General features: G+C 50.3%; 10 protein-coding genes. 8 read left to right on the forward strand and 2 right to left on the reverse strand.

What is annotated here, in order from left to right:
- The first annotated feature begins 358 nt into the window (after positions 1-358).
- From AZH53_RS04040 to AZH53_RS04070, 7 genes are all read left to right on the forward strand, one after another.
- A complete protein-coding gene (locus AZH53_RS04040; RefSeq protein ID WP_319642253.1) occupies positions 359-14,272 on the forward strand; it encodes a tandem-95 repeat protein in 13,914 nt (4,637 codons plus the stop codon).
- Between the two features lie 120 nt (positions 14,273-14,392).
- Positions 14,393-14,680, forward strand: coding sequence for a DUF2769 domain-containing protein (locus tag AZH53_RS04045; protein WP_319642254.1), 288 nt, complete (start codon positions 14,393-14,395; stop codon positions 14,678-14,680).
- Positions 14,681-14,843: 163 nt separating this feature from the next.
- Positions 14,844-15,131 carry a DUF2769 domain-containing protein gene (locus AZH53_RS04050; protein WP_319642255.1) on the forward strand — a complete coding sequence of 96 codons (288 nt, stop codon included), beginning with the start codon at positions 14,844-14,846 and terminating at the stop codon, positions 15,129-15,131.
- A gap of 74 nt (positions 15,132-15,205) precedes the next feature.
- Positions 15,206-15,850, forward strand: coding sequence for a GNAT family N-acetyltransferase (locus AZH53_RS04055; protein ID WP_319642256.1), 645 nt, complete (start codon positions 15,206-15,208; stop codon positions 15,848-15,850).
- Positions 15,851-15,983: 133 nt separating this feature from the next.
- A complete protein-coding gene (locus tag AZH53_RS04060; protein WP_319642257.1) occupies positions 15,984-16,352 on the forward strand; it encodes a cupin domain-containing protein in 369 nt (122 codons plus the stop codon).
- Between the two features lie 478 nt (positions 16,353-16,830).
- A complete protein-coding gene (locus AZH53_RS04065; RefSeq protein ID WP_319642258.1) occupies positions 16,831-17,265 on the forward strand; it encodes a response regulator in 435 nt (144 codons plus the stop codon).
- A 19-nt stretch (positions 17,266-17,284) separates the two neighbouring features.
- Positions 17,285-20,626 carry a PAS domain S-box protein gene (locus AZH53_RS04070; protein ID WP_319642259.1) on the forward strand — a complete coding sequence of 1,114 codons (3,342 nt, stop codon included), beginning with the start codon at positions 17,285-17,287 and terminating at the stop codon, positions 20,624-20,626.
- Positions 20,627-20,665: 39 nt separating this feature from the next.
- Here the strand turns inward: AZH53_RS04070 and AZH53_RS04075 are convergent, their stop codons facing one another.
- Entirely contained in the window at positions 20,666-21,259 is a 594-nt protein-coding gene (locus tag AZH53_RS04075; RefSeq protein ID WP_319642260.1) for a class I SAM-dependent methyltransferase, read from the reverse strand.
- Positions 21,260-21,376: 117 nt separating this feature from the next.
- Between AZH53_RS04075 and AZH53_RS04080 the strand changes: the two genes are divergently transcribed.
- On the forward strand, positions 21,377-22,216 hold the full coding sequence (locus tag AZH53_RS04080) for an EFR1 family ferrodoxin (protein WP_319642261.1): 840 nt from the start codon (positions 21,377-21,379) through the stop codon (positions 22,214-22,216).
- 122 nt (positions 22,217-22,338) lie between these two features.
- Here the strand turns inward: AZH53_RS04080 and AZH53_RS04085 are convergent, their stop codons facing one another.
- Positions 22,339-24,753, reverse strand: a complete 2,415-nt coding sequence (locus AZH53_RS04085; RefSeq protein ID WP_319642262.1) for a PGF-pre-PGF domain-containing protein — start codon at positions 24,751-24,753, stop codon at positions 22,339-22,341.
- Between the last annotated feature and the right edge of the window lie 545 nt (positions 24,754-25,298).

Genomic DNA, 25,298 nt, shown 5'->3' on the forward strand with positions numbered 1-25,298 from the left:
GAATCGGATTAAAATGCGAATGAAATAAATATGATTGTTTGCAGGATCAATTGTATTGCATTGATTGTGTTCATTCCAATTGGTGTTCAACAGAAAGTCGGATAAAATCCACCAAACGACAGTATCCACACAAATACGAGAGCTTTTCGAAGCGCAGGGTTCCGGGGGGGGCTTGCCCTACAATTATCTCGTCGTTTTTCGGGCAGAGGCATACCAAGAGGTAACCGAAGGTTGGGAATGGTCAATGATGCGAAGGAGGGGAGAATTATGAGAAATTGGGAGTATCCTAGAGGATGTCAGACAACGCATAAAATTTGTACTTTTTTGAAAATGGCGAACATTTCTGGAGGGAGCATATATGAGAAATAATTCCATTTGCAAATATTCAGCAATTATTTTACTAATAGTTGGAATTTGTGCTGTAGGGACGGCATCTGCGTTTGGAGAACCAGATATTGGAGTGAATATCCTTGCCCCGGATGAATTCATGCCCGATTCGACATATTATATCGGAATACAATACATTGTCAACGATCCTGACTGGGACAACCCTGCAATTAGCCCCGATATTGATTTGAGTGTGAATAATGCAGAAATTCTTGGTTACATGAGCGACAGTTTCTCCGCCACCACTTCTCCCCGAGATTACTATTTTTATTTGGATGGAGAAATTCAAGAAAATGAAATTCGAAATATTGTTGTGGTTATTAAAACCGGTTTGTCCGGGAATGTTGAATTAAATTGCATTGCAAGAGCCCATGATCTAGACGATTATGCAAATATCGTTACAGCCTCTGGCGCGTGGGCCATTCCTATCATAGAAAAAAACCAAAATAGCGTGGAATATTTTAAAGCTCTTGCAGAACAGCGAAAGACATTATTCCAACAATATTTGTACCAAATTGATGACACAGTTCTTGGTTCGCCCAGCCAGGTCATGGAGGAGAACGATCAGGCAATGCAAGCAGCCCTCTTACAGCTTACTTCTGTATGTTATGAAATGACTAAACAAGAAATTATCAGTGCGGGTATTGGGGCCTATGTGAGCCCCTTTATCGGAACGGAGAATTATGAATATATTGACCTCTGTTTTGATACATACGAGGGAGTTGAGGGATATGAAGGATATCAGGTGTTTGATTTCATTAATTCGAAATTATATCAAACCTCATTAATGGTAGATGGAATACAATTGGATATACGAATTTCTGGTTTATTTGGAGGGGGGCCAGATGATGCACTTACCGATTATATTTCATTGATTGATCAAGAAATCGATTGCTGGAACAGAAACGATTTCGTTGGTCTCAAAAATGTATTGAATGAAGAGAAGGAATTCAGTTCATACGAATCGAATTTTCAAAGTGTTTCATCGGGTATAGATAATTATCAGGATCTTTCTGATGAAACAAGGGCCTTTATTCGTCTTTTATATGGAACAGTAGGCAATTCCATTGCCTCAGATAATAGGTTAATTGACGAATATATAGAATCATCAATTGAATCACCAAAACCTACAATTATTTCTGTGCCGTCTAGTTCCCAATATTTGGAAAATGGAGGTGAATCTGAACTAATTTTCAAGATTCGTAATGATGGGGGAACAGCAAGTGACTCGTATTTCTCTTTAAGTATTTCCGATGGATTAAGCATCACCGATACTTCATCAGATAAATCAAATGGCATTTTCAGCACCTCTTATGAAGGAGACTTAATTTGGACCAAAGATGGGTACCAGATTCCAGCGAGTTATACCCTCCTCGATTGGTACAGGCCTTGGTTAGGAGCGGGTGAGGAACAGACAATACGCGTTAAAATAAAAGGGATAGATAATGGCGAACAATGGATTAAATATCGCCTCGCGTTTAAACCACAACTTGATAATTTTGACTATATTCGAAACCCCGCGTCAGGAGAATTGGATCAGCAAGGGTGGTATACGTATTTAATCAACGTCGATGTTGGTACATCCCCTCCAGGAAATAATCCTCCTTCCGTCCCAACTCCGTCATCACCTACAAACGGTGAAACAGACGTTTCAACAATTAGGTGGTTATTATGGGAATGTTCTGATCCTGATGGGGATACGTTAACGTACGATGTTTATCTTGGCACAAGTCTTTCCAATATTCCTCTCGTAAAATCGAGAAATACCAATAATCAATATGATCCTGATCTCAACTATGGCACTACCTATTACTGGAAAATTATTGCAAAAGATGATGATTATGCCGTACCAGGCGGTCCTTGGAGTTTTACAACGAAAGCGGAAGATTCAGAACCACCAATAAATAATCCACCATCCATTCCAACCCCGAATTATCCACTAAACGGCGAAATTGATGTTTCAATAAACCCTTCGCTATCCTGGTCATGTTCTGATCCCGACTTTGACGATTTAAGGTATGATGTCTATCTGGGCACAAGTCCGACTTCTCTCAATCTTGTTAGTTCCGGGACTACAGTCAACCAATTTGATCCAATACTGGATTATGATACGACTTACTACTGGAAAATTATTGCAACAGATGGTACTAGTCCGGTCACAGGAGGGCCATGGAGTTTCACCACGAAGGCGGAAGATTCAGAACCACCAATTAATAATCCACCATCCATTCCAACCCCGAATTATCCACTAAACGGCGAAATTGATGTCTCAATAAACCCTTCGCTCTCCTGGTCCTGTTCTGATCCCGATTTTGACGAATTAAGGTATGATGTATATCTGGGCACTAGTCCGACTTCTCTTAATCTTGTTAGTTCCGGGACCACAGTGAGCTACTATAATCCTATCTTAGAATACCAAACGACCTATTACTGGAAAATAACAGCTACAGATGGACATAATCCGGTAACAGGAGGACTTTGGAGTTTTTCAACTATATCAAATACCGCCACAGTTCAAACACATGATGCAATTGATATTGGAACCACCTCTGCAAAGCTTAAGGGTTACCTCGAATCAGCCGGAGCCACGTCATCATGCAGGGTATACTTCCAGTACGGAAAAAGTACCTCGTATGAATATGAAACAGGTACACAAGTAACTAGCTCATCAAACTTTTTTGAAGAGCCGATAAGCGACCTCTTGCCAGGAACATTATACCATTACCGTGCAGTTGCAATTAATGATGCAGGGACATTCTTCGGTTCTGATAAGACATTTAAAACAAAACCGGCTTTGGTTTCCATTACCGTCACACCGCAAACAACAAGAGTTCTCGCTGGATCTCAGGAACAGTTCACCGCCATTGGTTATGATACAAATGGCAACAAAATGAACATTGTTCCAAGTTGGTCAGTCGATGACACCACAGTAGGTACCATCGATGCTTCTAACGGCATTTTCACTGCGCTTTTACCCGGTTCAACCACTGTAAGAGCAATATCTGGTTCGATCCAGGGAACGGTTTCCGTTGCCGTCGTAGATTCAAATGAGTTAGTTTCTATTGAGATCTCACCACCTTCTCCCGGAATTTTGGTCGGAGATCATCAGCAGTTCCTTGCAATAGGTCACGACTCGTCTGACAGCCCCATAACCATAAGTCCAAGCTGGTCAGTCGATGACCCCACAATAGGAACTGTTGGTGCCAACAGTGGTCTATTCACAGCACTTTCTACTGGTTCTACTACAGTGAAAGCAACATTAGGTTCGATTCAGGGTACCTCCTCGGTGACGGTTCTTGAATTCGTGAGAGCTTGGAGGTCTGACGGGGATGATGAATTCTACGGGCCTGTTGGAATCGCAGTAGACCTTGCTGGTAATGTCTACTTCACTGAGACAAATCTCTTTGCAAGTAGTACAAGTATTCATCGTGTTCAAAAATACACCTCGAGTGGTACTTATATATCAACATGGGGCTCTGGTGGGAGCGGGATTGGGCAATTTAACAGACCACAGGGCATTGCGGTTGACAACAATGGAAATGTGTACGTGGCGGATACAAAAAATAACCGCATTCAAAAGTTTGCACCAGATGGGACATTCATCACCGAATGGGGCACTTATGGCAGTGGAGACGGCCAATTTCATTCACCCGCAGGTATTGCTATCGACAGCGAAGGATACGTCTACGTATCTGATACGAGTAATAATCGCATTCAGAAATTTACATCGAGCGGAACATTTGTGAAAAAATGGGGGAAATGGGGAGATCTTCCATATTATTTCAATCTACCCGTTGGTATTGCCGTGGACAAGGATGGATTCATCTATGTCGCAGATACTATGAATAACCGCATTCAAAAGTTTTCCAGTACAGGCTCACTCCAAACATACTGGACAACAGGGTGTCATGGCGTCGCAGTCGACAGTGCCGGATATGTCTATGTCACGGATGCACATTGTGTCAAAAAATTCACCCCAAATGGCAAGCTTGTTACAACGTGGGGAACGCAGGGGAGTGAAGGCGGTCAATTTGATTATCCCAAAGATCTCGCAGTCGACAGTGCCGGATATGTCTATGTTGCTGATTGGGCGAATCAACGAATTCAAGTGTTCAACCAAGGAATTACCTTTGTTCCCTCTGTGAATACAATTCCTATCGATCCACCTGACCCTAACAATGCAATCCTGCAAGGTCACCTTGATTCGACAGGAGGGGCGTCTTCCTGCACGGTATATTTCCAGTACGATTTAGACACCTCGTACAGCCATACGACCAGCGAACAGACGATGACGTCATCAGGTTCTTTCACTGGATCGATTAGTGGTCTGTCACCCGATACAGAATACCATTACAGAGCAGTGGCAACCAACAGCGCTGGAACTGTATTTGGACCAGATATGACCTTTACAACACTATCATCAACACAACCCCCACCATCCCTCCCTTCGTCCCTTGAGGTGACAATCTACAATTTTGATGGAAGAGCTCTTCCCACATATGGTGTTCCTTACCATGATGGAGCACTAAGGGTTGATCTATATGATAGCAACATGAATCTGGTTGATAGCATATATGGCATTCCATATTCTGGGGAGGAATTTTCAAAATCTGTTACATTCACAAAGCTTAACAATGGAATTTATTATCTCGATGTTCATTGTGAGCCTTTTCTTGGTGGGCTGATGCCGGAGTATTGGGGAAGGAGTTCGGTATATGTAAATGGAATGACATCGTTTTCGTTCTATCGCCACACACAATATGTAACTGACGTAACAATAGACGGACAAGACGCATTCTCAAATCAAATTTCTGTCGGAGAAGGAAGCAGCGTCCCTATAGATGTTACTATTAAAAATGATGACTCCAATCCTCAGCAAATAGTCTTCAAGATGTTATTTGACCGCGATAGAACTGATACATTTGTATATCAACCATCCATCCGAGTAACTATTCCCGGCGACACATCATCAACCTTCACCTTCAATTTCAATCCGCCTGGTGAAGGTACATATTATTTTTCATATGATTTATATCAGGGAGATATATTCGATAATCTAATTACTGACCAATATTGGTGGATTCCAAACGTGGTTGTCACGCCCATAATCGACGGGACCCCGACTGTGGAAACCACCTATACATCCTCAGATGATCTAAATTCGGCGATTCTGAATGGCAAACTCCTCTCAACTGGAGAAACATCCCCTTGCACGGTATACTTTGAGTATGGCATCAGCTTCTCATATGGTCATACAACAGTGTCACAGACGATGACATCGCCCGGTTCCTTCAGTCAGCCTATCAATAGCCTTTCACCCGGTGTAACGTACCACTACCGTGCGGTGGCGAGCAACAGTGCCGGAACAGTGTATGGATCTGGGATGACATTTACAACACCGAAACCGACGGAGGTACCCCCCTCTGTCAGCACGACCGTTGCAGATCACCTCGACCAAGCCTGTGCGGTTCTCAACGGTAACTTGGATTCAACCGGAGAATCGTCTTTATGCACCGTATATTTCCAGTACGGTACTGATGCTTCGTACGGGTACACGACGAGCCCACAGACGATGACCTCGTCCGGTTCCTTCAGTCAGCCTATTGGTAGTCTCTCACCCGGTGTAACGTATCACTATCGTGCCGTTGCAAGCAACAGCGCAGGGACAACATTCAGCTCTGACAGTTCGTTTACACCACCTGCTGTTTCAACGAATCCGGATCAACCATTTATCGTAGAGCCGGTTGATTGTCGCTTAGGGGTATCAGCAGGAGGGGTAGGAGGGTACCCAACCTTTGTTTTTGACCCTTCGGGGTTGCCACATGCCGTATACTATGCAGATGGTAATGATGTTGCAAATCATGTTGATGTGTCCCACATCATGTATGGATGGAAGGACGACTCGGGATGGCATTATGAACCGGTCCATGAGGCAGATGTAGAAATACCACCACATCATGATATTGCATTGGACTCTTCAGGTAACCCCCATATCTTTTTTTCGGCATATCCGGGATTCGAATTGTACCATGCTTCCAAAGCAGAGGCGGGGTGGGAAATAAGTCCAGTACCCGGTGTATCAGCCGTTTGTATATCCTGTGCCTTTGATGATAATGATGTCCCGCACATTACCTATATATCCTCTGGTGGAGTGTTTCATTCGTTCTGGAATGGGGTTGCTTGGGATACAGAATCCATTTCATCTGGTGGTTCGGGTGATCCTTCTTTGAAGCTTGATTCTGACGGCAATCCCCATGTCAGCTGGGTCACGGGGGATGAGATAAGGTATGCTTGGAAAGACGTAACTGGCTGGCATGTTGAATTGGTAAATAATACCGGTGCCAGTTCAAGATACACATCACTCGCCCTCGATCCCACCACTGGATATCCCCGCATCGTGTATAATGATATTGAAGGGTATGATGCAGAGGATTCGTGGAAAGCAATGTACGCTTGGAAAGATGCTTTGGGATGGCATGTTGAAACAATTGCTGATTCTTTCCCATATACTGTCTCTCTCGGGTTGAGCACTTCAGGCACTCCAAATATTGCTTTTGTCAATCCGGATTTGATCTTAAAGTATGCGTATAGAACTACCTCCGGATGGAATACCATAGCCGTGGATTCATGCCAGAAATACGGGCCTTCCCTTGCAATGGATCCTATGGATTGTCCAGCGATAATTTATCATAGAGCTGGTGATTGGGTAATTGCTTGTAACTATGCATACTTGCCTCACTCGCAAGGGGTCAGTACTCTAGTTATCACAACAAAATGCCCGGTTGATTTACAAATCATTGATCCAGACGGCTGGACGATAAGTAAACAAATCAATGAGATCCCAGGAGCCCTCTACATCGAAACGGACCTCAACGGTGATGGTGATCCGGATGATCGCATCATAATCCCCAATAAAAAAGATGGTACCTACCAAGTCACCATCATCCCCGAAGCAGATGCAAATCCCAGCGACACATTCACTTTTAAAATGGTGGCTGATGATCAAACCGTCTATACTGCAGAAAACGTCCCTATCGGTTTGATTCCAGAAGGGCCGTTGGAAGTGACCGTGGCTGGAGAGGACGTGATTGTTAATGATATCTTCGGACCCATAGGCATTCTTACATCACCTGCTGTGACCACAGGTTCGGTAAGTTTGCTCGGCTCAACCTCCGTTACCCTGAATGGTTATCTTGATTCTCTGGGAGGATACGAAAGTTGCGATGTCTACTTCATGTATAAACCATCCAGCGATCAGGTTTGGCAAATATCTTCTTTCAATTTAGGGTTGATAACAACAGGGGCATTCTCAAAGACGATTTATGGCTTAATTCCTGGAACCAACTATGAATTCAAGGCGATTGCGACAAATCCCACAGGTTCTGACCATGGCGGAATAAATCAATTCACGACAAAAAATGATGTTCCACCCTCCCCTACACCGACCTTGACATGGACAAAGGGGTATGTCTGGAATGACCTCAATGCCAACGGGGATTGGGATTCAGGAGAACCGGGAATAGAAGGAGTCCCAATAGAATTGTGGACTGCTGATGACAACTGGAACCTTGTAACTTGTGTTTATCGGGTCAGCACCGACATGGATGGCTATTACGAGTTTGCATTACCAATCGTCCCAGGAACAAAACATCTTCTTGTGGAAAATCTCTTTTTCATGGGGAGCCAGTGCGTTCAGACTTATCCCGGACCTGATAGTGCAATATTTATTAATTCTAACTATGGGTGGGGATGGGAAGTCGATTATTTATCGACACCTTTTGAATCAACTAACAATTTTGGGAATTATCTTCAGGACACCGGAACCATAAGCATAATTTCCATACCAGAAGGTGCAACCGTATACGTAGACGACATAGTTAAAGGATCAACTCCGCTAGAAATCTCCGACATATCTCCAGGCATCTACACGGTCAAACTTACCAAATCGGGATATGAGGATTATCTAGAAACGGTGGATGTTATTGCCGGACAGACTGAACAGGTCTCTGCAACTTTAGTCCCTACATTCAAGTCCCAAATCCGTGCGCCTGATATAGTGTTGCAACCGGGAGAAACAATAACAAAAACCATAGATATCAATGGTGTAGACATCTCGGGATTGGAATTGGACCTAGATTATGACGCATCTCTTGTGTTAATCTCGGCGGTGGGTAATGAAAGTTTTCCAGCCCCGGTGATGCTGGTATTCAACCCTGATTCAATGAAAATAGCTGCGATATTCAATGAATATCCTGGAGTAAGCCTCACTTCCTGGACGTCTGTAATTGATCTTACAATTACTTCACTGGGACCGGAGGGCCTGAGCGTGCTTGTATTTGAGGGAGCTAATTATATTGACACCACTTTCACAACAAAGGATTTCGCGGAAGTGGCTAATGGAAGCATTCATATCGTTAAAATTCCACAGGACAATGGTTCAATCATCATTACCTCCACACCAGAAAGTGCAGAAGTATATCTGGATGGAACATTGAAAGGATCTACTCCTCTGGAAATCCCCGACATTCCTCCAGGTATCTACACGGTCAAACTTACCAAATCGGGCTATGAGGACTATCAAGAAACGGTGAATGTGGTTGGCGGACAGACTGAACAGGTCTCTGCAACTTTGGCACCAACATCGAAAATAATTGACCTAACAACCACTGGCGCAACTGTTTCGCATAACGGAGCGATATTAATCCAAGGCGAATTTCCATCAATGGAGGGAATAATCCCCTGTGCTCCATTCGTAAGGACGTATAGTAACAATCCAGTTCAGATGAGTTATAACACCGAATACCTTCCGATTCAGGAGGAGTTTGATACCGTCAGTAATGTTTGGTACACGCACAGCCTCCAACTCAAGGATGTTCCGGTAGAAGAATACCCCGAGGGCAGCGGGCATTATTACTACCAATTCATGGGTAATATCAATCAAGTGGCCATTGGAGACCGAGCCCTCCTCTCGATTGATGAGCTAAGGATATTCCTTTCAAATCGGGGGGATCTGCATGATTATAATACCGCTATAAATAATTTTGATGCATCCGGCGGCGGGCCAGCCGACCTTGTCTGGGACCTCGACGGAGATCAAGATTCATGGGTCAAACTCAATTACATGCTCGAAGCAGCGGACAATAATGATATAACTCTACTTCTCCCGATTGAATTGTTTGGAGCTAACGAAGAAAAGTATGTGTATTTCGTTACTCAGAGCGGTGCGATGTACCCCCACAATGGGGACTTTGAGGAATGGGGCGTATTACCAATTGGGACGTGGCCCCTTGAAATCATAAATATCGTCGACTGGAACGGATATCCTATAGATTCTGATACATTCTTTGACATCTGTATCACAGGGCCATCCTATCCAGCCGGTCACTGCGAGACCGTGAATTTCACCGGCGGAAGTCTGTTCTTTGACTCTCTTATCCCTGGTGAGTATCACATAAGTGCGTCCGCCCCTGATGATTCATGGTCGGTGCAATTGCCTTACTCTGATATAATTGTTGGTGGACCAATTGAAGAAGAACAGATTCTAGTCAAATTCATAAAAGACGCCACCCCAATATCAGGCCCAGGTACTATTGAAAATCTCGGGCAAACCGTATTCATCGGCGAAGAAGGACTGAATTTTGATCCAGTCCTAACCAATAATTTCCCGGGGGCAACCTCCATGCAGGTCGTATATTTCGGTGAAAATGACCCCTCATTTGATACATGGATTAACTCGTATGCCATCCATAAGGAATCCCCTAACTACATTGATCCAGAAATATTCGAAAGTTGCTTTGGTCCCTGGTATGTTTCACAGGAACATCCTGATAATCCACAAATCGGCGATCCTTTTAAGATTGCCTTCTGGGTTGACCGACCTGCAATCGACGTGAAAGTCTACACCACAGAGACCGGAACTGATGTCACTGATGGAACTGTAACGAAAGGGGAACAGCTGACGTTCCGTATCTACTCAAACCTTTGGAAGATATTTACCGAACGAGTGTACCAGCCCAGCGATGATGCCATCACAATTCGCCTGACGGATGAGCAGGGAATAAAGTATTCAGCTCTCTTCAATGCCAGCAGTCAACTTACTTCGATACAGGATTTCAAGATTGATTCAGATGTAACGTATCGCCTTGGAAGCGTCTCCAATCCGGTTTGGGACACAAATCAATATTCATCCGGTGTTTATATGTTCTCTGCACTTTGCGACGTCAACAATATGGACACCAACTATGGAATAACGAGGGCAACGATATCTCCCACCTATTCCCTTGCAATTGAAGAGAATGTTCTGCCTCAGGATCTTCCTGATTTGGTGATCTCCGAACTCACATGGGAACCCGTGAATCCGCAGGAAGGTGATCAGGTCGTCTTCTCGTACGTGATTGCAAACATCGGCAGTGAAAATGCAACACCCTTCGAATGCACACTTTTCGTTGATAATGCATTCAACGAAGTTCTATGGGAAGATCCGCTCCCTCCCGGTACATCGATAGCGAATAATGTTTCCCTTCCATGGACCGCAACAGCAGGGATTTATAATGTAACGATGATCGTCGACAGCAGTTTCATCATTCCTGAATTAGACAAATCCAATAACATGTATATTGGGATTCTCGAAGTCTCAGAGACACCCACCCCGGAGAACACCGCACCAACGGCATACAATGATACGGCAATAACCGATGAAGATACGCCGATAATTGTGGACGAGCTCGTCAACGACACAGACCCTGATAACGATGTACTGACACCTTTCGTGATTGAATCTCCATCACATGGAAACGTGACGCTGAACGTCAATGGCACCTTCACTTATTCACCGGAAGGGGACTGGAACGGAAATGACGGTTTCACGTACCTCGTAAACGACGGGTCGGCAGATTCAAATGTCGCTCATGTTATGGTAACTGTCAATCCAGTAAACGATGCGCCGGTTGCAGTCGATGATACATTGAGTACTGATGAAGATACTCCAATAACATTCGATGTGCTCGCAAACGATCTGGATGTCGACGAGGATTCATTGACGCCTTTCGTGATTGAGAGTCCGGAGTATGGAAATATCAGCCAGACGGTTAACGGATCCTTCACCTATACGCCGCTGGAAAACTGGAACGGAAATGACAGTTTCAAATACCAGGTGAATGACGGATCAGAAGACTCCAATGTCGCAATGGTTCTCCTCACGATCAATTCGCTAAACGATGTACCAGTGGCATACAATGATAGTGTCAATACAACTGAAGATACTCCTTTGATTATCGATGTTCTCGTGAACGATCAGGATATCGACAATGATTCGCTCTCACCATTTGTGATTGAGAGTCCATCGAATGGTGTACTGTCACAGACAGTTAACGATTCTTTCCTCTATACACCAACTGACAACTGGAATGGCAATGACCTTTTCACCTATGCGGTCAGTGATGGTGTCGCAGACTCCAATATCGCAACCGTCTTGATCACGGTCTATCCCATCAACGATGTCCCCCTGGCATACGATGACACAATTCATACAAATGAAGATACTCCTGTGACATTTGACGTGCTCGTAAATGATGTCGATATTGAAGGAGATCCGCTTGAAGCATTTATTGTCACCAATCCCTCGAACGGTTTGCTGACGAAAGGTGCCGACGGCAATTTCACCTATATTCCTGAAGAAAACTGGAATGGTTGTGATGAATTCACCTACAATATCAGTGATGGATTGGGATACTCTGATGCCGCAACCGTTCTGATCACGGTTGATCCCATTAACGATGTGCCAATGGCATACAATGACAGCGTTGCTACTGATGAAGATACTTCTGTGATCTTTGACGTGCGCTTTAACGACGGCGATATTGATGGTGATTCACTTGAACCAGTTGTTGTTACGTATCCATTGAACGGCTTGCTGTTCAAAGGCGTTGATGGCAATTTCACCTATACGCCTGAGGAGAACTGGAACGGGTATGACACATTCACTTATCTGGTAGACGATGGGAATTTAGAATCCAATGTCACTGTGGTTTCGATAACAGTCAATCCAATAAACGATGCACCAGAGGCGTACAATGACACCTTTTGTACCGATGAAGATGCGGCAGTAACCCTTGACTTACTTGCAAACGATGTCGATGTCGACGAAGATCCACTTGAAGCAGTAATCGCTTCCAATCCGCCGAATGGTTTACTGGCAATAGATAAAGACGGTTACTATACCTATACCCCTGACGAGAGCTGGAAGGGGGATGACAGCTTCACATACACGGCATTTGACGGGTTGGCAAATTCCAGTATCGCGTACGTTTCGATTGATATCTTCCACCCGGTCTCAATCGCTGCATTCCCCGAAACGGTTCTATCGGGTGAGTCCTTTGTAACAGAAATCTCGGGACACTCGAATACGACATATTATCTCTATCTCGTTGATGCATTGTTGTCAGAAGGGGACACATATCCGAGCATTATTGAGGGGCAGCCCGGCGTTAACATAACCCCAGAGGCCATAGAAATCATTAACGCTGCGTGCCCTGATATGGCACCATCTTCGGTTATACAATCCCTGGGTACTGTGGCAGCGATTGTGACAACAAGCGCTGACGGTAGTGCATCTGTGGTATTCACAACCAACGAAACGACACCAAAAGGAAAATACTCAATCAAGATAGTGAATCCTGAGGAATTAAGTGATGAGGACAGTACAAAAATTAATGTTGCGAAAAAGAGAGAGAAAATCAAACTGGCATGTCCTGCCCATCTTCACGTATATGATGCATCCGGAAACCATATAGGATTCAATCCGGAAACCGGCGAAATCGAATTGATGATTCCCAACGCTGTATTCACTGGCAATACAAGCGCTGGAATCCCGGAGGAAATCACCCTATATGACGTAGATACGTTTGAGAGTGTAGTCGATTCGTATGGCGAAGGTACCTTCGATCTAGTCCTCACAGCCTCAACTTTCAGAGAAGTTACACAGATCTCATACGAGGAGATCACAATTAATCCGGAATCAAGCGCATCAGTGAAAATTAGCCCGCAAGATAACGGCAACATCCTTATAGTAGACGTAGATGGCGACGGATCAAATGACGACTTGATAGAACCGGATTCCATCCTCATCAAGCAGGACGATGTTAGCAATTACTTGCCCATCATACGTACGATTGAAGGTCCGATTGATCCCATTCCAGTGAATACCGAATTATCGGTTTCAATAAACTTCACTGATCTAGAGGATAGTCATACCGTAAGCATAGAATGGGGAGATAATTCGAGCAGCACTTGCGCTATAGTAAAAACCGTTGACTCCGGTACCGCTGTCGGGACCCATGTCTTCACATCACCGGGAATTTATACTATCAGATGCACCGTTGAAGACTCAATGGGAGCAACTGATACAGAAGAATACCAGTACATCGTCATCTACGACCCCGACGGCGGCTTCGTCACCGGCGGCGGCTGGATCGACTCGCCCGAAGGTGCCTATTACCCCGATCCCGCCCTGACCGGCAAAGCCACCTTCGGCTTCGTCTCCAAGTACAAGAAGGGGGCAACCGTCCCCGAAGGGCAGACCCAGTTCCAGTTCAAGGCGGGCGATCTCAACTTCCACTCTGACAGCTATGACTTCCTCGTCATCGCCGGAAAGAAGGCGATGTGCAAGGGAACCGGGACCATCAACGGCGAAGGGAATTACGGCTTCATGATCTCGGCCATTGATGAGGCACTGACGCCCAGTAAGGATGTCGACCTCTTCAGGATCAAGATCTGGGACAAGGACGATGGCGACGCCATCATCTATGATAACCAACTTGGCGCAGAGGAGGATGCCGATCCGACTACCGCCATCGGCGGCGGATCGATTGTGATCCATACAAAATAACCCACCCATTTTTCCAATTCCATTTTGTTCCGGGAAAGCGATCCCCCTCTTCACCCCCATAGACATATATATGAATAGGCTGTATTCCCGCTCACCAACGAACATGGAGTGAGAAAAACCATGGAAAAATTCCTGGAAATGCAAAAAAAAATGGAGGAGATGTCCCCGGAAGAGAAGAGCGAGATGATAGCAAAGCTCCGGGGAATGTGTATCTGCCCACAGTGTGCATCGTACACCGAATGCATGAAGGAGAAGGATGAACTGATCTACTGCGCAACCGGACAGAGCGAGTGCCTGGTGCGGATGAAAGAGTGTATCTGCGACGAGTGCCCGGTGAAACCCATGATGGGGCTCATCAACACCTCATACTGCATGCAGGGCTCCGAGAAGGAACTGCGGGGACTCTGATCCCTCTTTTTTTGCCATTCAAAGGACGATGCACGACTGCGGTGACTGCCGGAGGGAACCTCCGGTAAAACCCCGCCATTATCATCCAGGCCCCCCGACCCCCCATATACATAAATGTGAATACGGTTTATTCCGGGATGCCACAAGGCTGGAGTGAACAGGCATGGAAGATTACCTGGAACTAGCGAAACGAATGGAGGAGATGTCCCCGGAGGAGCAGGAGGAGATGATGGCGATGATCCGGGAGATGTGCATATGTGCAGGGTGTGCGTCCTATACCTCGTGCATGAAGGAGAAAGGTGAATTGATGTTCTGCGCAACCGGAAAGAGTGAATGTTTTGTTGAGATGAAACAATGCCTCTGCCCGGAGTGTCCGGCGACATCGAAAATGGGGCTCATCAACACCTCCTACTGCATGCAGGGCTCCGAAAAGGAACTGCGGGGACTGTAATCATCTCTTTTTTTTTGGTTCCCGGCCGAAAGAAGCATATACCACGGCCCGGTATCTTCGTGCAGTGAAAGGGTATGGGGAAACACGAATCGTATCTCATCCGTCTTACAAAAGACCAGATCGAACCGGCGAGCGGGATGCTCGTGCGGTCGTTCTTCAATGATCCGAAACTTGCACACATCCTCCCGGACGAGGAGGAGCGCCGGAAAAAGGGACGCCACCTCTTCGCCTTCGAACTCCGCTACGGACTGAGGTATGGCCGGGTCTATGCCACCTCGCCCAACCTCGAAGGCGTTGCAACGTGGATTCGCTCGGAAAAGGCGGCGATCACCTTCTGGCGTGCAATGCTCTGCGGGGGAATGGCGCTGCAGAAAGGGCTTGGGAAAGAAGCGATGGACCGGCTGGAGGCATTCTCCGAACAGGCCGATTTCTACCACGAAAAGCACCTCCCCACTCCTCACTGCTACCTCTTCTTCATCGGCGTCGACCCCCGCTTCCAGGGGCAGGGATATGGGGGGATGCTGATGCGCCCGATGCTCGAATGGCTGGACGAGACGGGGACGGCCTGCTACCTGAATACCCAGAACGAGGCAAACATCGGCCTCTACGAGCACTTCGGGTTTCGGGTGGCGGGGCAGGTCACCCTGCCGGAGTCCGATATCGTGCATACCGGGATGGTACGCAAGCCCGCGGGTGAGAGAGGATCGTCCCCGGATTAGCCGGATACGGACCTTGCGGCATCTCCCGGAAGAACGGTGACTACCCGCACCATTCCGGCCATCCCGGTCCGCCCCACTTTCTCCTCCCCCCTTTACCGCAACCGCTATCTCTCCCCACCCCCACCATACCCCCATGCTCATCCGCGATATCCACACCGCCTCCTACTTCACGTCCCGTGACGGCTGCACGCTCTGCGAGCTCCTGCACCCGAAGAACGAACCCGACCTCGCCATGGACATGAGCCTCTGCCACGCAGTCCTCTCACGGGGGGAGAGGACCGTCCCGCACCGACTCAAGGGGCAGACCGAGGTGTATTACATCCTTGCAGGGGAGGGTCGGATGCATGTCGGCGAAGGAAATGCCGTGCTCCGGCCGGGCCAGACCGCCCTCGTCCCGCCGGGGGCGGTGCAGTGGATCGAGAACATCGGGCAGGAGGACCTCATCTTCCTCGCCATCTGCCAGCCGCAGTGGACGGAAAGGGATGAAGTGATCCTGAAATAACCCACGGGTGCCTGCGAGGGGGCCACCAATCCGACGGGCATGCCCCTTCCCGTCTTCCCGGATTGCCTTGCGCCGGACCCGTCCATCCATTCCATCGATGTCCATTCCCTCGGGGGGGCAGGCAGGGCATGGGTTCCTTGCCACGGTAAAAACGGCAGAAACTCCACTGCCACCCGCCCAACCACCCCCCTTCACTCCATCGATGATGGTGCCTCCCCCACATTAGCTTCGTCCCCGTCGGGTGAACTCATGCACGAACCGAAGCGAAGCATGCGGCGGCTTTCGTCCGGGGAAAAAATATTCCCAAAAATATGCACTCAAACATAGATCGAGCGCATTCAAATTTGAATAAATCTTTAATTACCAAATCCCAGGTTCATTAAACTCATTATTAATATTTGTGAATTGAACGAGAAACATTTTAAGCTCCGACTCCAGATTACACTATTACGTGGAGTTTTGTATAAATGGAGTGGCTATGAAAGGAAAATACAATATTCTCTATGTTGATGACGAAGAGATTCTCCTGGACGTCACCAAGGTATACCTGGAGAAGTCCGGTTGCTATTCGGTGGATACGGCACGCTCAGCGGGTGAAGGGCTGAATAAAATTGCCCGGCAGAATTACGATGCCATAATATCCGATTATGAAATGCCGGAGATGAACGGCATCGAATTTTTAACAAAAATCCGGTCTTCGGGAAATGACATCCCCTTCATCATTTTTTCCGGCCGGGGACGTGAGGATGTCGCTCTCGGGGCACCGAATACCAGGGTTGATTATTATCTCCAGAAAGGTGGTCAGCCCAAGACCATGTTTGCCGAACTGGGGCGCAACATCACCCAGGCAATCAGCCGAAAAGGAGCTGAAATAGGCCTTGAAAACAAAAAATCAATTAAATACTCTATTTAACGCAGCAAGCGAGGCAGGCATGCTCATATCCCCCGACGGGGCCATCCTTGCAATGAACAGCCGGATGGCTGAACGATTCGGCAGGACACCCGATGCACTCATCGATGGAAATGCTTTTGAAATACACCCTCCGGAGCTTGCAAACCTCGAAAATATCATCCTTCAGGGAAATCACCTCGCAAATACCCTCTTCTTCTACCATGAATCGGCCGACGGACGGCATTATAAAAATACGATAAATCCGGTCGTCAATCCGGAAAGTGAGGAGGTTTCGTATGCCGTCTTCTCGGAGGACATGACCGAAAAACTCACGAAAGGGAATTTTCCCGTGAGGGAAAAGACGACGAGACTTGCCTCGATCGTCGAATCGGCAGAGGACGCAATTATCGCAACCGATACGGAGGGCAGGATTACCATCTGGAATCATGCGGCCGAGGCTACATTCGGATACACGGAGGATGAGGCCCTCGGAAAGGATATCGATCTCATCAGTCCGCCGGATTATGGACCGGGGCCGAAACTTTTGACCGAGCGAGTCAAAAACGGCGAGAAGGTCAGGCATTTCACGACCAAACGAATGCGAAAGGACGGAACGGTCATCGATGTCTCCCTTACGGTATCCCCGATCACCGGTGACGCCGATGAGATCGTCGGCATTTCCTACATTACCCGCGATATCAGCGATGTTGCCGGCGCACGGCGCAAGCAGAAAGAGAGGGATGAATGGAATGCCGCTGTCCTCAGAAGCATCGGAGACACTGTCATAACAACCGATACGGACGGCAAAGTGACCTTCATGAATCCCGCGGCAGAGGAGCTTACGGGATGGACCTTTGAGGAGGCACGGAACAAGCCGTTAGCAGACATCTATCGGATTGCGCACGATGGAGGAGAGCTCATCCATCGCCCCGATGATTCCCTCCAGAAGGAGAGGGAGGTTCCAACTCCAGGCACAAATATCATTCTGACCGCAAAAGACGGCACCACTCGGCCAATCGATGACGTGAGTACCTCCCTTTCTGACGGCGACGGTGGAATGAACGGAGCGGTTCTCGTATCCAGGGATATTTCCGGGAGACGGGCCGTCGAACGGCGTCTCGAGGATTCCGTCTCGAAATTCCGTGCCTTGTTTGCCTCGAACGGGGTGCCAATGGTGGAGATTGACGGCGAAGGCACCATTTTGCTCGCAAATCCGGGATTCGAAACACTCTCCGGTGTCCGCAGCACCGAGGTCGACGGACGCCTGAAGCTCGCGGACTTCCTGGACACCAGTTGCCTCTCCCCGGTGCAGGAGACGACCGAGGGTGAAGACCCCGGCCCCTTCCCGGCTCACGGAACGCATGAATTTGTATTCACCGACCGCCTCGGCACCTCCCACGACATCCTTATGGTAACAGGACCGGTTGACGGGAGCGACCACGCCATATGCACTCTTATCGATATATCGGACCAGAAAACCGCAGAGCAGGATCTCCGCAGGAAGGTAACGGACCTCTCGGCGATTCTCAACAGCGTGCCGTATGCCATCGTTCACAGGGATCGCGATCTGAACATTCTGTGGGAAAATACCGCCGCAAAAGCAATGGATGCGGCCATCCCCGCCACCGCCAGCCGAAAGGCATCTGCCGATGGAGAGAATACGGGCGGTGCATGCACCGCAGCAGAGGCACTCGCAACCGGCAATGTTCTGAAAACATCGTATTCCCTCGAGACCGGTGCCGGGGAGGGGGGGTGCCGGGAGACGACGTTCGTTCCCATAATGGATTCGGAGGGGACGTCCTCCTCTCTCATGGAACTGACCCGCGATGTAACCCCGGAGAGGGAATCGCGGGAGAAATATGCACTCCAGCATACGCTCGCGGAACGCCTGAGCGCCATCTCATCCGTACCAGCGGCGGAGGAGATCATCTTCGAATCCCTGCTGGACATCGGCGGGGTCGATGCGGGTCTGCTGTATCATGCCGACACCGAGGGCGGCGGCCTTGCCCTCGTCCGGTCGGAGGGAGTGACGGACGAATTTACCAAGTCGGTCCGTCACCTCGGCCCCGAAAGATATTCCGTGAAACGCCTTGGAGCAAAAAAGCCCATCTATGGAATGGTTGACGACATCAGCCCGAATTTGATCGACATCTCACAGTATGAAGGGGTGGCGTCATTTGCATGTCTTCCCATCGTTGCAGATGACCATATCCTCGGCGCCTGTTACCTGCTGTCCCATACGAATACGGAAATCCCCGAATCCTCGCGGGCGATACTGGAATCGACCTGGTACCTGATGGCAACCTCCCTTACCCGGATGCATGCCGAAGAGCAGCTGAAGGAATCGAGGGAGCGGCTGGATATGGCGATTCAAAGCGCCGACCTGTATATCATGGAATACACGCCTGCGAACGGGACGATCAAATGGACCAACAGCCCGCTCCATAACCTGGGGTATTCGTCCGCCGGCATCGTCGATTTCGACTGGTGGACATCCCTCATCCATCCCGAAGACCGTGATGAGAGGATGGCGCATATCACCCGGAGCATCAACGGTGATGATGACGTCTACTCAGCCGAATACCGCATCCGTGCGGCCAATGGGGAGTGGCGATGGCTGAGCGTACTGGGGAAGGCACCGGACCGCGATGGTGACGGAAAGGCGCCCCATCTTATCGGCGTCATCCAGGACATCACCCCGATAAAGGAGAACGAGCAGTCCCTCAAGGTCGCCAACAAAAAAATGAACCTCCTCTCGAGCATCACGCGCCACGACATCATCAACCAGGTGACGCCCGTCCTGATGTACCTCGAATTGTCCCGGGAACTCTGCACGGACAATGCCACACTGGAGGGCTATCTCGAGAAGATGGAACAATGCGTCAATGGCATCAACAGTCACATCTCCTTCACCAAGGATTACCAGGACCTGGGGCTTGAACTGCCGGTATGGCAGTCCGTCATACAGACCGTGGGGAACGTGAAGAAGGACATCGACCTGACGTCCCTAACAGTCGATACCTCCGCATTCGGGGAGGATGTGGAAATTTTTGCCGACCCGATGTTCAGGAAGACATTTTTCAGTCTGTTCGACAACTCGGTGCGACATGGCGGCGACATCTCCGAAATATCGATTGCCAGCAAAAAAGACGGCGGCACGCTCAACATCATCTACCAGGACGACGGCGAGGGCGTCCCGTCGGATATGAAGGAGCGGATCTTTTCCAAAGGGGTTGGGAAGAACACGGGGCTCGGGCTCTTCCTGACAAAGGAAATCCTCGACATCACCGGCATCGGTATCAGGGAGACCGGGGTTCCGGGGGAATCGGCACGGTTTGAGATATCCGTGCCCCCCGGTAAATGGCGGTATGCGGGAAATTGAAGCCCGTGCCATCGCCACCCTGAACGGGTGATACGACCCTCACACCTTTCTCAGCACCGCCGCACGGTTCAGGAAATACCACGTCCGCTCCTCGAGGAGGAACCCGGCCTCTTCCGCCAGCGCAAGGGTATCGGAAAACTCCCTCTCCGGGACGAGGACCGGCGGTTCGGAGTAGAAGAATATGCCATCCTCCACCAGCAGCGTTGCTATCTCCCGGAACAATCGTGCAGGGTCAGGCACTTCATGGACAACGAAGAGGGCAAAGGCCGCGTCGATCGTCCCGGCAAAGTCCGGGGAAAGTCCGATCGTATCGGGCTGGCAGCGGTGCGTTCTGATACGCGGCATGAGGCCCTCCGGCTCCAGTTTGCTTCGCAGCAGCCCGAGCATCTCCTCCTGCAGGTCGGCGGCTATCACCTCTCCGCCGTCGCCGACCGCTTTTGCAAACTCGCGGGTAAAGAATCCCGGGCCGCAACCGAAATCGAATACGCGATCCCCCGGTTTGATGTACCGCCCGGCGAGCCGGTCGGGACGGTAGACCACCCGGCGGAGTCGGTTGTCGAGCTCTCCCGACCGGGAGGGCGGGTGGACGCCATGCGGTGTGCGGGGTTTCCCATGCGTTTGATCGGGAACCATCGGGATGTATAGGAGAACGCTGTTGATAACGGTATCCCAGTCGCCATCCCCGCGCCCGTCACAGCAAACGCTATCCCCCGTGAGGGTGAGATAGCATTTACCAACCCCCTACCGGAGATGAGACCCACGAAGACCATCATCTATTACTTCACCGGCACCGGCAACTCACTTGCCGCGGCCCGGCAGATCGCAACCCTCCTCGGGAACTGCGAGCTCGTACCCATCGCGCCGCTGATGAACACGCCGGGAACAATCATCCCCGGCGCCGACCGGGTCGGGATCGTCTGCCCGGTCTATGACTGCGGGGTGCCGGTCATCGTCGCAGAATTTGCCGGGCGCCTCGACGTCTCGGCGGCACGATACCTCTTTGCGGTGGTGACGATGGGGGGCACCGGCATCTCCGCACTGCACCAGCTCGACGGCATATTCAGGGACCGGCAGGGCAGAGGGCTCGACGCAGCGTTTGCGGTCGCCATGCCGGGGAACTTTACGCCCCTCCACCGGATTGCGCCGGACGCGAAGAACGATGAGATTTTGAAAAAGGCGGATATCCGGGTCGGCGAGGTAGCGGGAGCGATCGCCCGCGGCGACACCGTCCGACCCGGATTTTCCCCCCTCTCTGCGGTGATGAAGGCGCTCACCTACGGGCCGTTTGTCCGCAACGTCCACGGGCAGGATGCGGCGTTTACCGTCTCGGACGCCTGCACCGCATGCGGCACCTGCGCAAAGGTCTGCCCCGTGGAAAATATCACCCTCGAAAACGACCGCCCGGTCTGGCACCACCGCTGCGAGTTCTGCTGCGCCTGCCTGCACTTCTGCCCCACTGAAGCGATACAGTTCGGCGTGCTCTTCGGGACGAAGGACCGGGGGCGCTACCGGCACCCGGCTCTGACGATTGCCGCGATGGAGGCGCAACAGGGAAAGGGAAGCGACGACACCCCCGGCGGCGTTGTGTAAAAAAATAAATGGAAAGGGAGGCCTCAGCCCCGGTCTGTCGATGAGAAGGGATGGACAGGACGCACAAGAAAAAAATGAATATTCAGGTCTGAATCGGGTGCGGTCCCGCCATCCGATGGTCGTTATCTATCCTTTCTCATCCTGATGATTGCCCCTGCACCGATGGGTCCCACTGCGAGAGCGGCCAGAACCGGCATGGACGACGGCGACTGGGTCGCCGTGGGTCCGGCGGGTTCCGCTGCATCCGGCGACACGGTCGCAACAGGTGTCGTCATCGCATTTGCAGTGGGAGTACTTGCGGGGGACGAAGGTGGAACTGCCGCCTCTTCAACAGTGGTGACCGCATCGGTATCGGCAACATCACCAGCCACATCCGCCGCACCCTGCGTCACCCCGATGGCAAACCACGAGAAGGACGGCGTTTCCGCACGATAGAGGTAATAATTGCCGTCCTCACCTGTGTATTCGGTCGGAAGTTCGTCCCACGTGCCGGTCTCTTCATTGTAGTGCATCAGGACGATGTCCCCGCTGTCGTAGCCGTTCGAGGCGAGCCATGCCTGCGGGACCCGGAAGAAGATCGTCCGTGCCGAGAGGTCGGCTTCACCCGCGTAGTAGAGCGTGACCTGCTCGAATTCGTAGACATCGGTGCCGGTTCCATTGACAGAGGACGGCAGGGAGGACGCCTTCCTGACCGTCACCATCACCTTGTCGATGGTCGTCCCCGCGGCACATTCGACCCGGTAGACCGCTCCCTTGTCCATCGCAAAGGAGGCGGTGTCATTTCTCTTCAGGTCCGTTGCAAGGCCGATGCCGACATCGGTGTTGGCCCCGCCCCCGGTGCCGCTCCGTACAGGAGTCGGTGTCGGCGGGGCCGAGACCGTGATATACCCGGCACGCGAGAGCGTATCATTATTATTAATTCCTCCCACGACGGTCAGGTTCACCGTGTAGGTGCCGGGGTCGGTGTAGGTGTGGGTGGGGTTTGCCGCTCCGGCATCGGTCGTGTTGAACCACACCCCGTCGCCGAACGACCAGTTCCAGCAGTCCGGCGTACCGCCTGATGCGTCGGTGAAGGCGACGGTGAGGGGGGCGGTGCCGGTGATCGGGGCGGCGGTGAAGGCCGCGGTGACCGGACCCTCGATCGAAAGCGCCACCGTGTCCGCGAGGTTCGTTGCGGGCAGCGCCGTCGAGGTGTTCGTCCTCGTCCCGTCGAGGCTTTCGGCATCGTGGGCGGTGATGGAACCGACGGTAAGGAGCGGGGTCTCCTCGCCGGGGCCGACCGTATACGTACCCGACAGGGTGGATGAGCGTGTGCTGATGATCTCGAGTGCATCGGACATGTAACATGGGACATAGGCAAACCCTCCGTCGACAAAGACCGAGAACGCCCCGTCCATTCCTTGGTTGCTGATGGAGGCGACCTGCACGGGGGATGCAGGAGTGGAGACGTCGATGATGGTCAGGGCGTCGCTGAGATACCCTGCCACGTAGGCGTAGTTGCCGTCAACGAAGACGGACCGGGCGCCGTCCATGTCGGGGGAGGTGATCGACGCGACATGGACGGGTGCCGCCGGGGTTGATATGTCGATGATTGCCAGCGAATCGCTGCCGGTGCTTGCCACGTACGCATAGGTGCCGGAAACGAAGACACCCTCAGGATTCTCCAGGAGCGCCCCTCCTTCGCCATTCGTGATGCTCCCCGCCCGGATTGGGTGCGCAGGGTCGGTGACGTCGATGATCTTCAGGGCATGATAATCCTTACTTGCCACGTAGGCATAGTCACCGGCAACAAAGACGTCCACAGGCGAAGGGAGCCAGACCGGGTCTTCGAATATCCCCGTAGTCGTGGGATTTATCGGGTTGGTGATATTCACGATCCACAACTTTCCATCCATTCCCCCCACACTTATTCCCACGTACGCATTGTTTCCTGCAACAAAGACGTCCCAGGGATTGGAGGGGAAGCCAAAGAAGCTTACAAGCATGGGTACAGCCGGGTTGGTGATATCGACGATCTGTAATGAATACTGGTTGTAATTTGCCACGTATGCATAATTCCCGGAAACGTACACGGATTTTGGACCAAAGCCCAACGAGAGGTTTCCTTTGTGAACCGGGCGTGCCGGATCGGAGATGTCAACGATCTCCAGTGCACCGTTGACGTAACTTGCCACATACGCGTAGTCCCCGGCGACGAAGACGCCCTGGGCATTGTCGAGGAGCGCCCCCCCCTCCCCGTTCACGATGCTCCCCTTGTGCCGGGGGCCGACCTGTGATGCGAGGCGGTCCAGCGTAAGGGGTACGCTGTTGTTGAGGAGGATGTCGATTGTGCTGCCGGGGGCAAGCGCTTCGTCGTAGGTAGCATTTATTTCGAGGACGTCACCGGGTGCGTAGGTGCCGGAGCTGTTCGGGGAATCGAAGGAGAGGAGGAGCGGGCCTGCCGGAGGGGTCGTTCCCGCTGCCGCCGGGAGGACGAGGAGAACTGCCGCCAGCAGAAGAATGGCGGCGGCAACGCGGAGCCCGTATCGTTTCGTCATCGGCTGCATCCTCCCCGACTGTTCCGGTCATATCCATCATGCTGTTTCGGGTCTGCCGGCGTCTCCCCACGGAACTGCCGGCACGAAGAGGGAGAGGGGGCGGCGCCCATCCGGCCCGCTCCGGTTCCACTGTTGAATAATGACATCATTATGCACCTGTATATTCACTGGTCCGGCTGAAAGGTTGCCCGCTCTTACGCACAGTCCGTGAATAAATATCCATACTTGGCGATTCGTCCGTTAAATGTTGCTATTTTATTTTTTCGATGTAAAACGGAACTCATTTCCACGAACACTTATAATTCGGGGATATCACAAAAATCGGGGTATCACCCGCATTTCCTGTTCCTCAAGGGGGTTTTGCACCAGTTCATTTGAACCAATATAACCCTGTTTCCCTGATTGATTTGATCTTCACGAATTTCATTGCGGGCAAACATTAAAAACGCCAATAAATAGGTTAATTTCAGAAATACCCCCAAACGACCTCTGATACCCCAACACCCGGAGAAATGTTTATCTCCAACTATGGCTATCGATGGTTA

This window comes from Methanovulcanius yangii, from assembly GCF_018687785.1.
GTDB classification, from domain to species: domain Archaea; phylum Halobacteriota; class Methanomicrobia; order Methanomicrobiales; family Methanomicrobiaceae; genus Methanovulcanius; species Methanovulcanius yangii.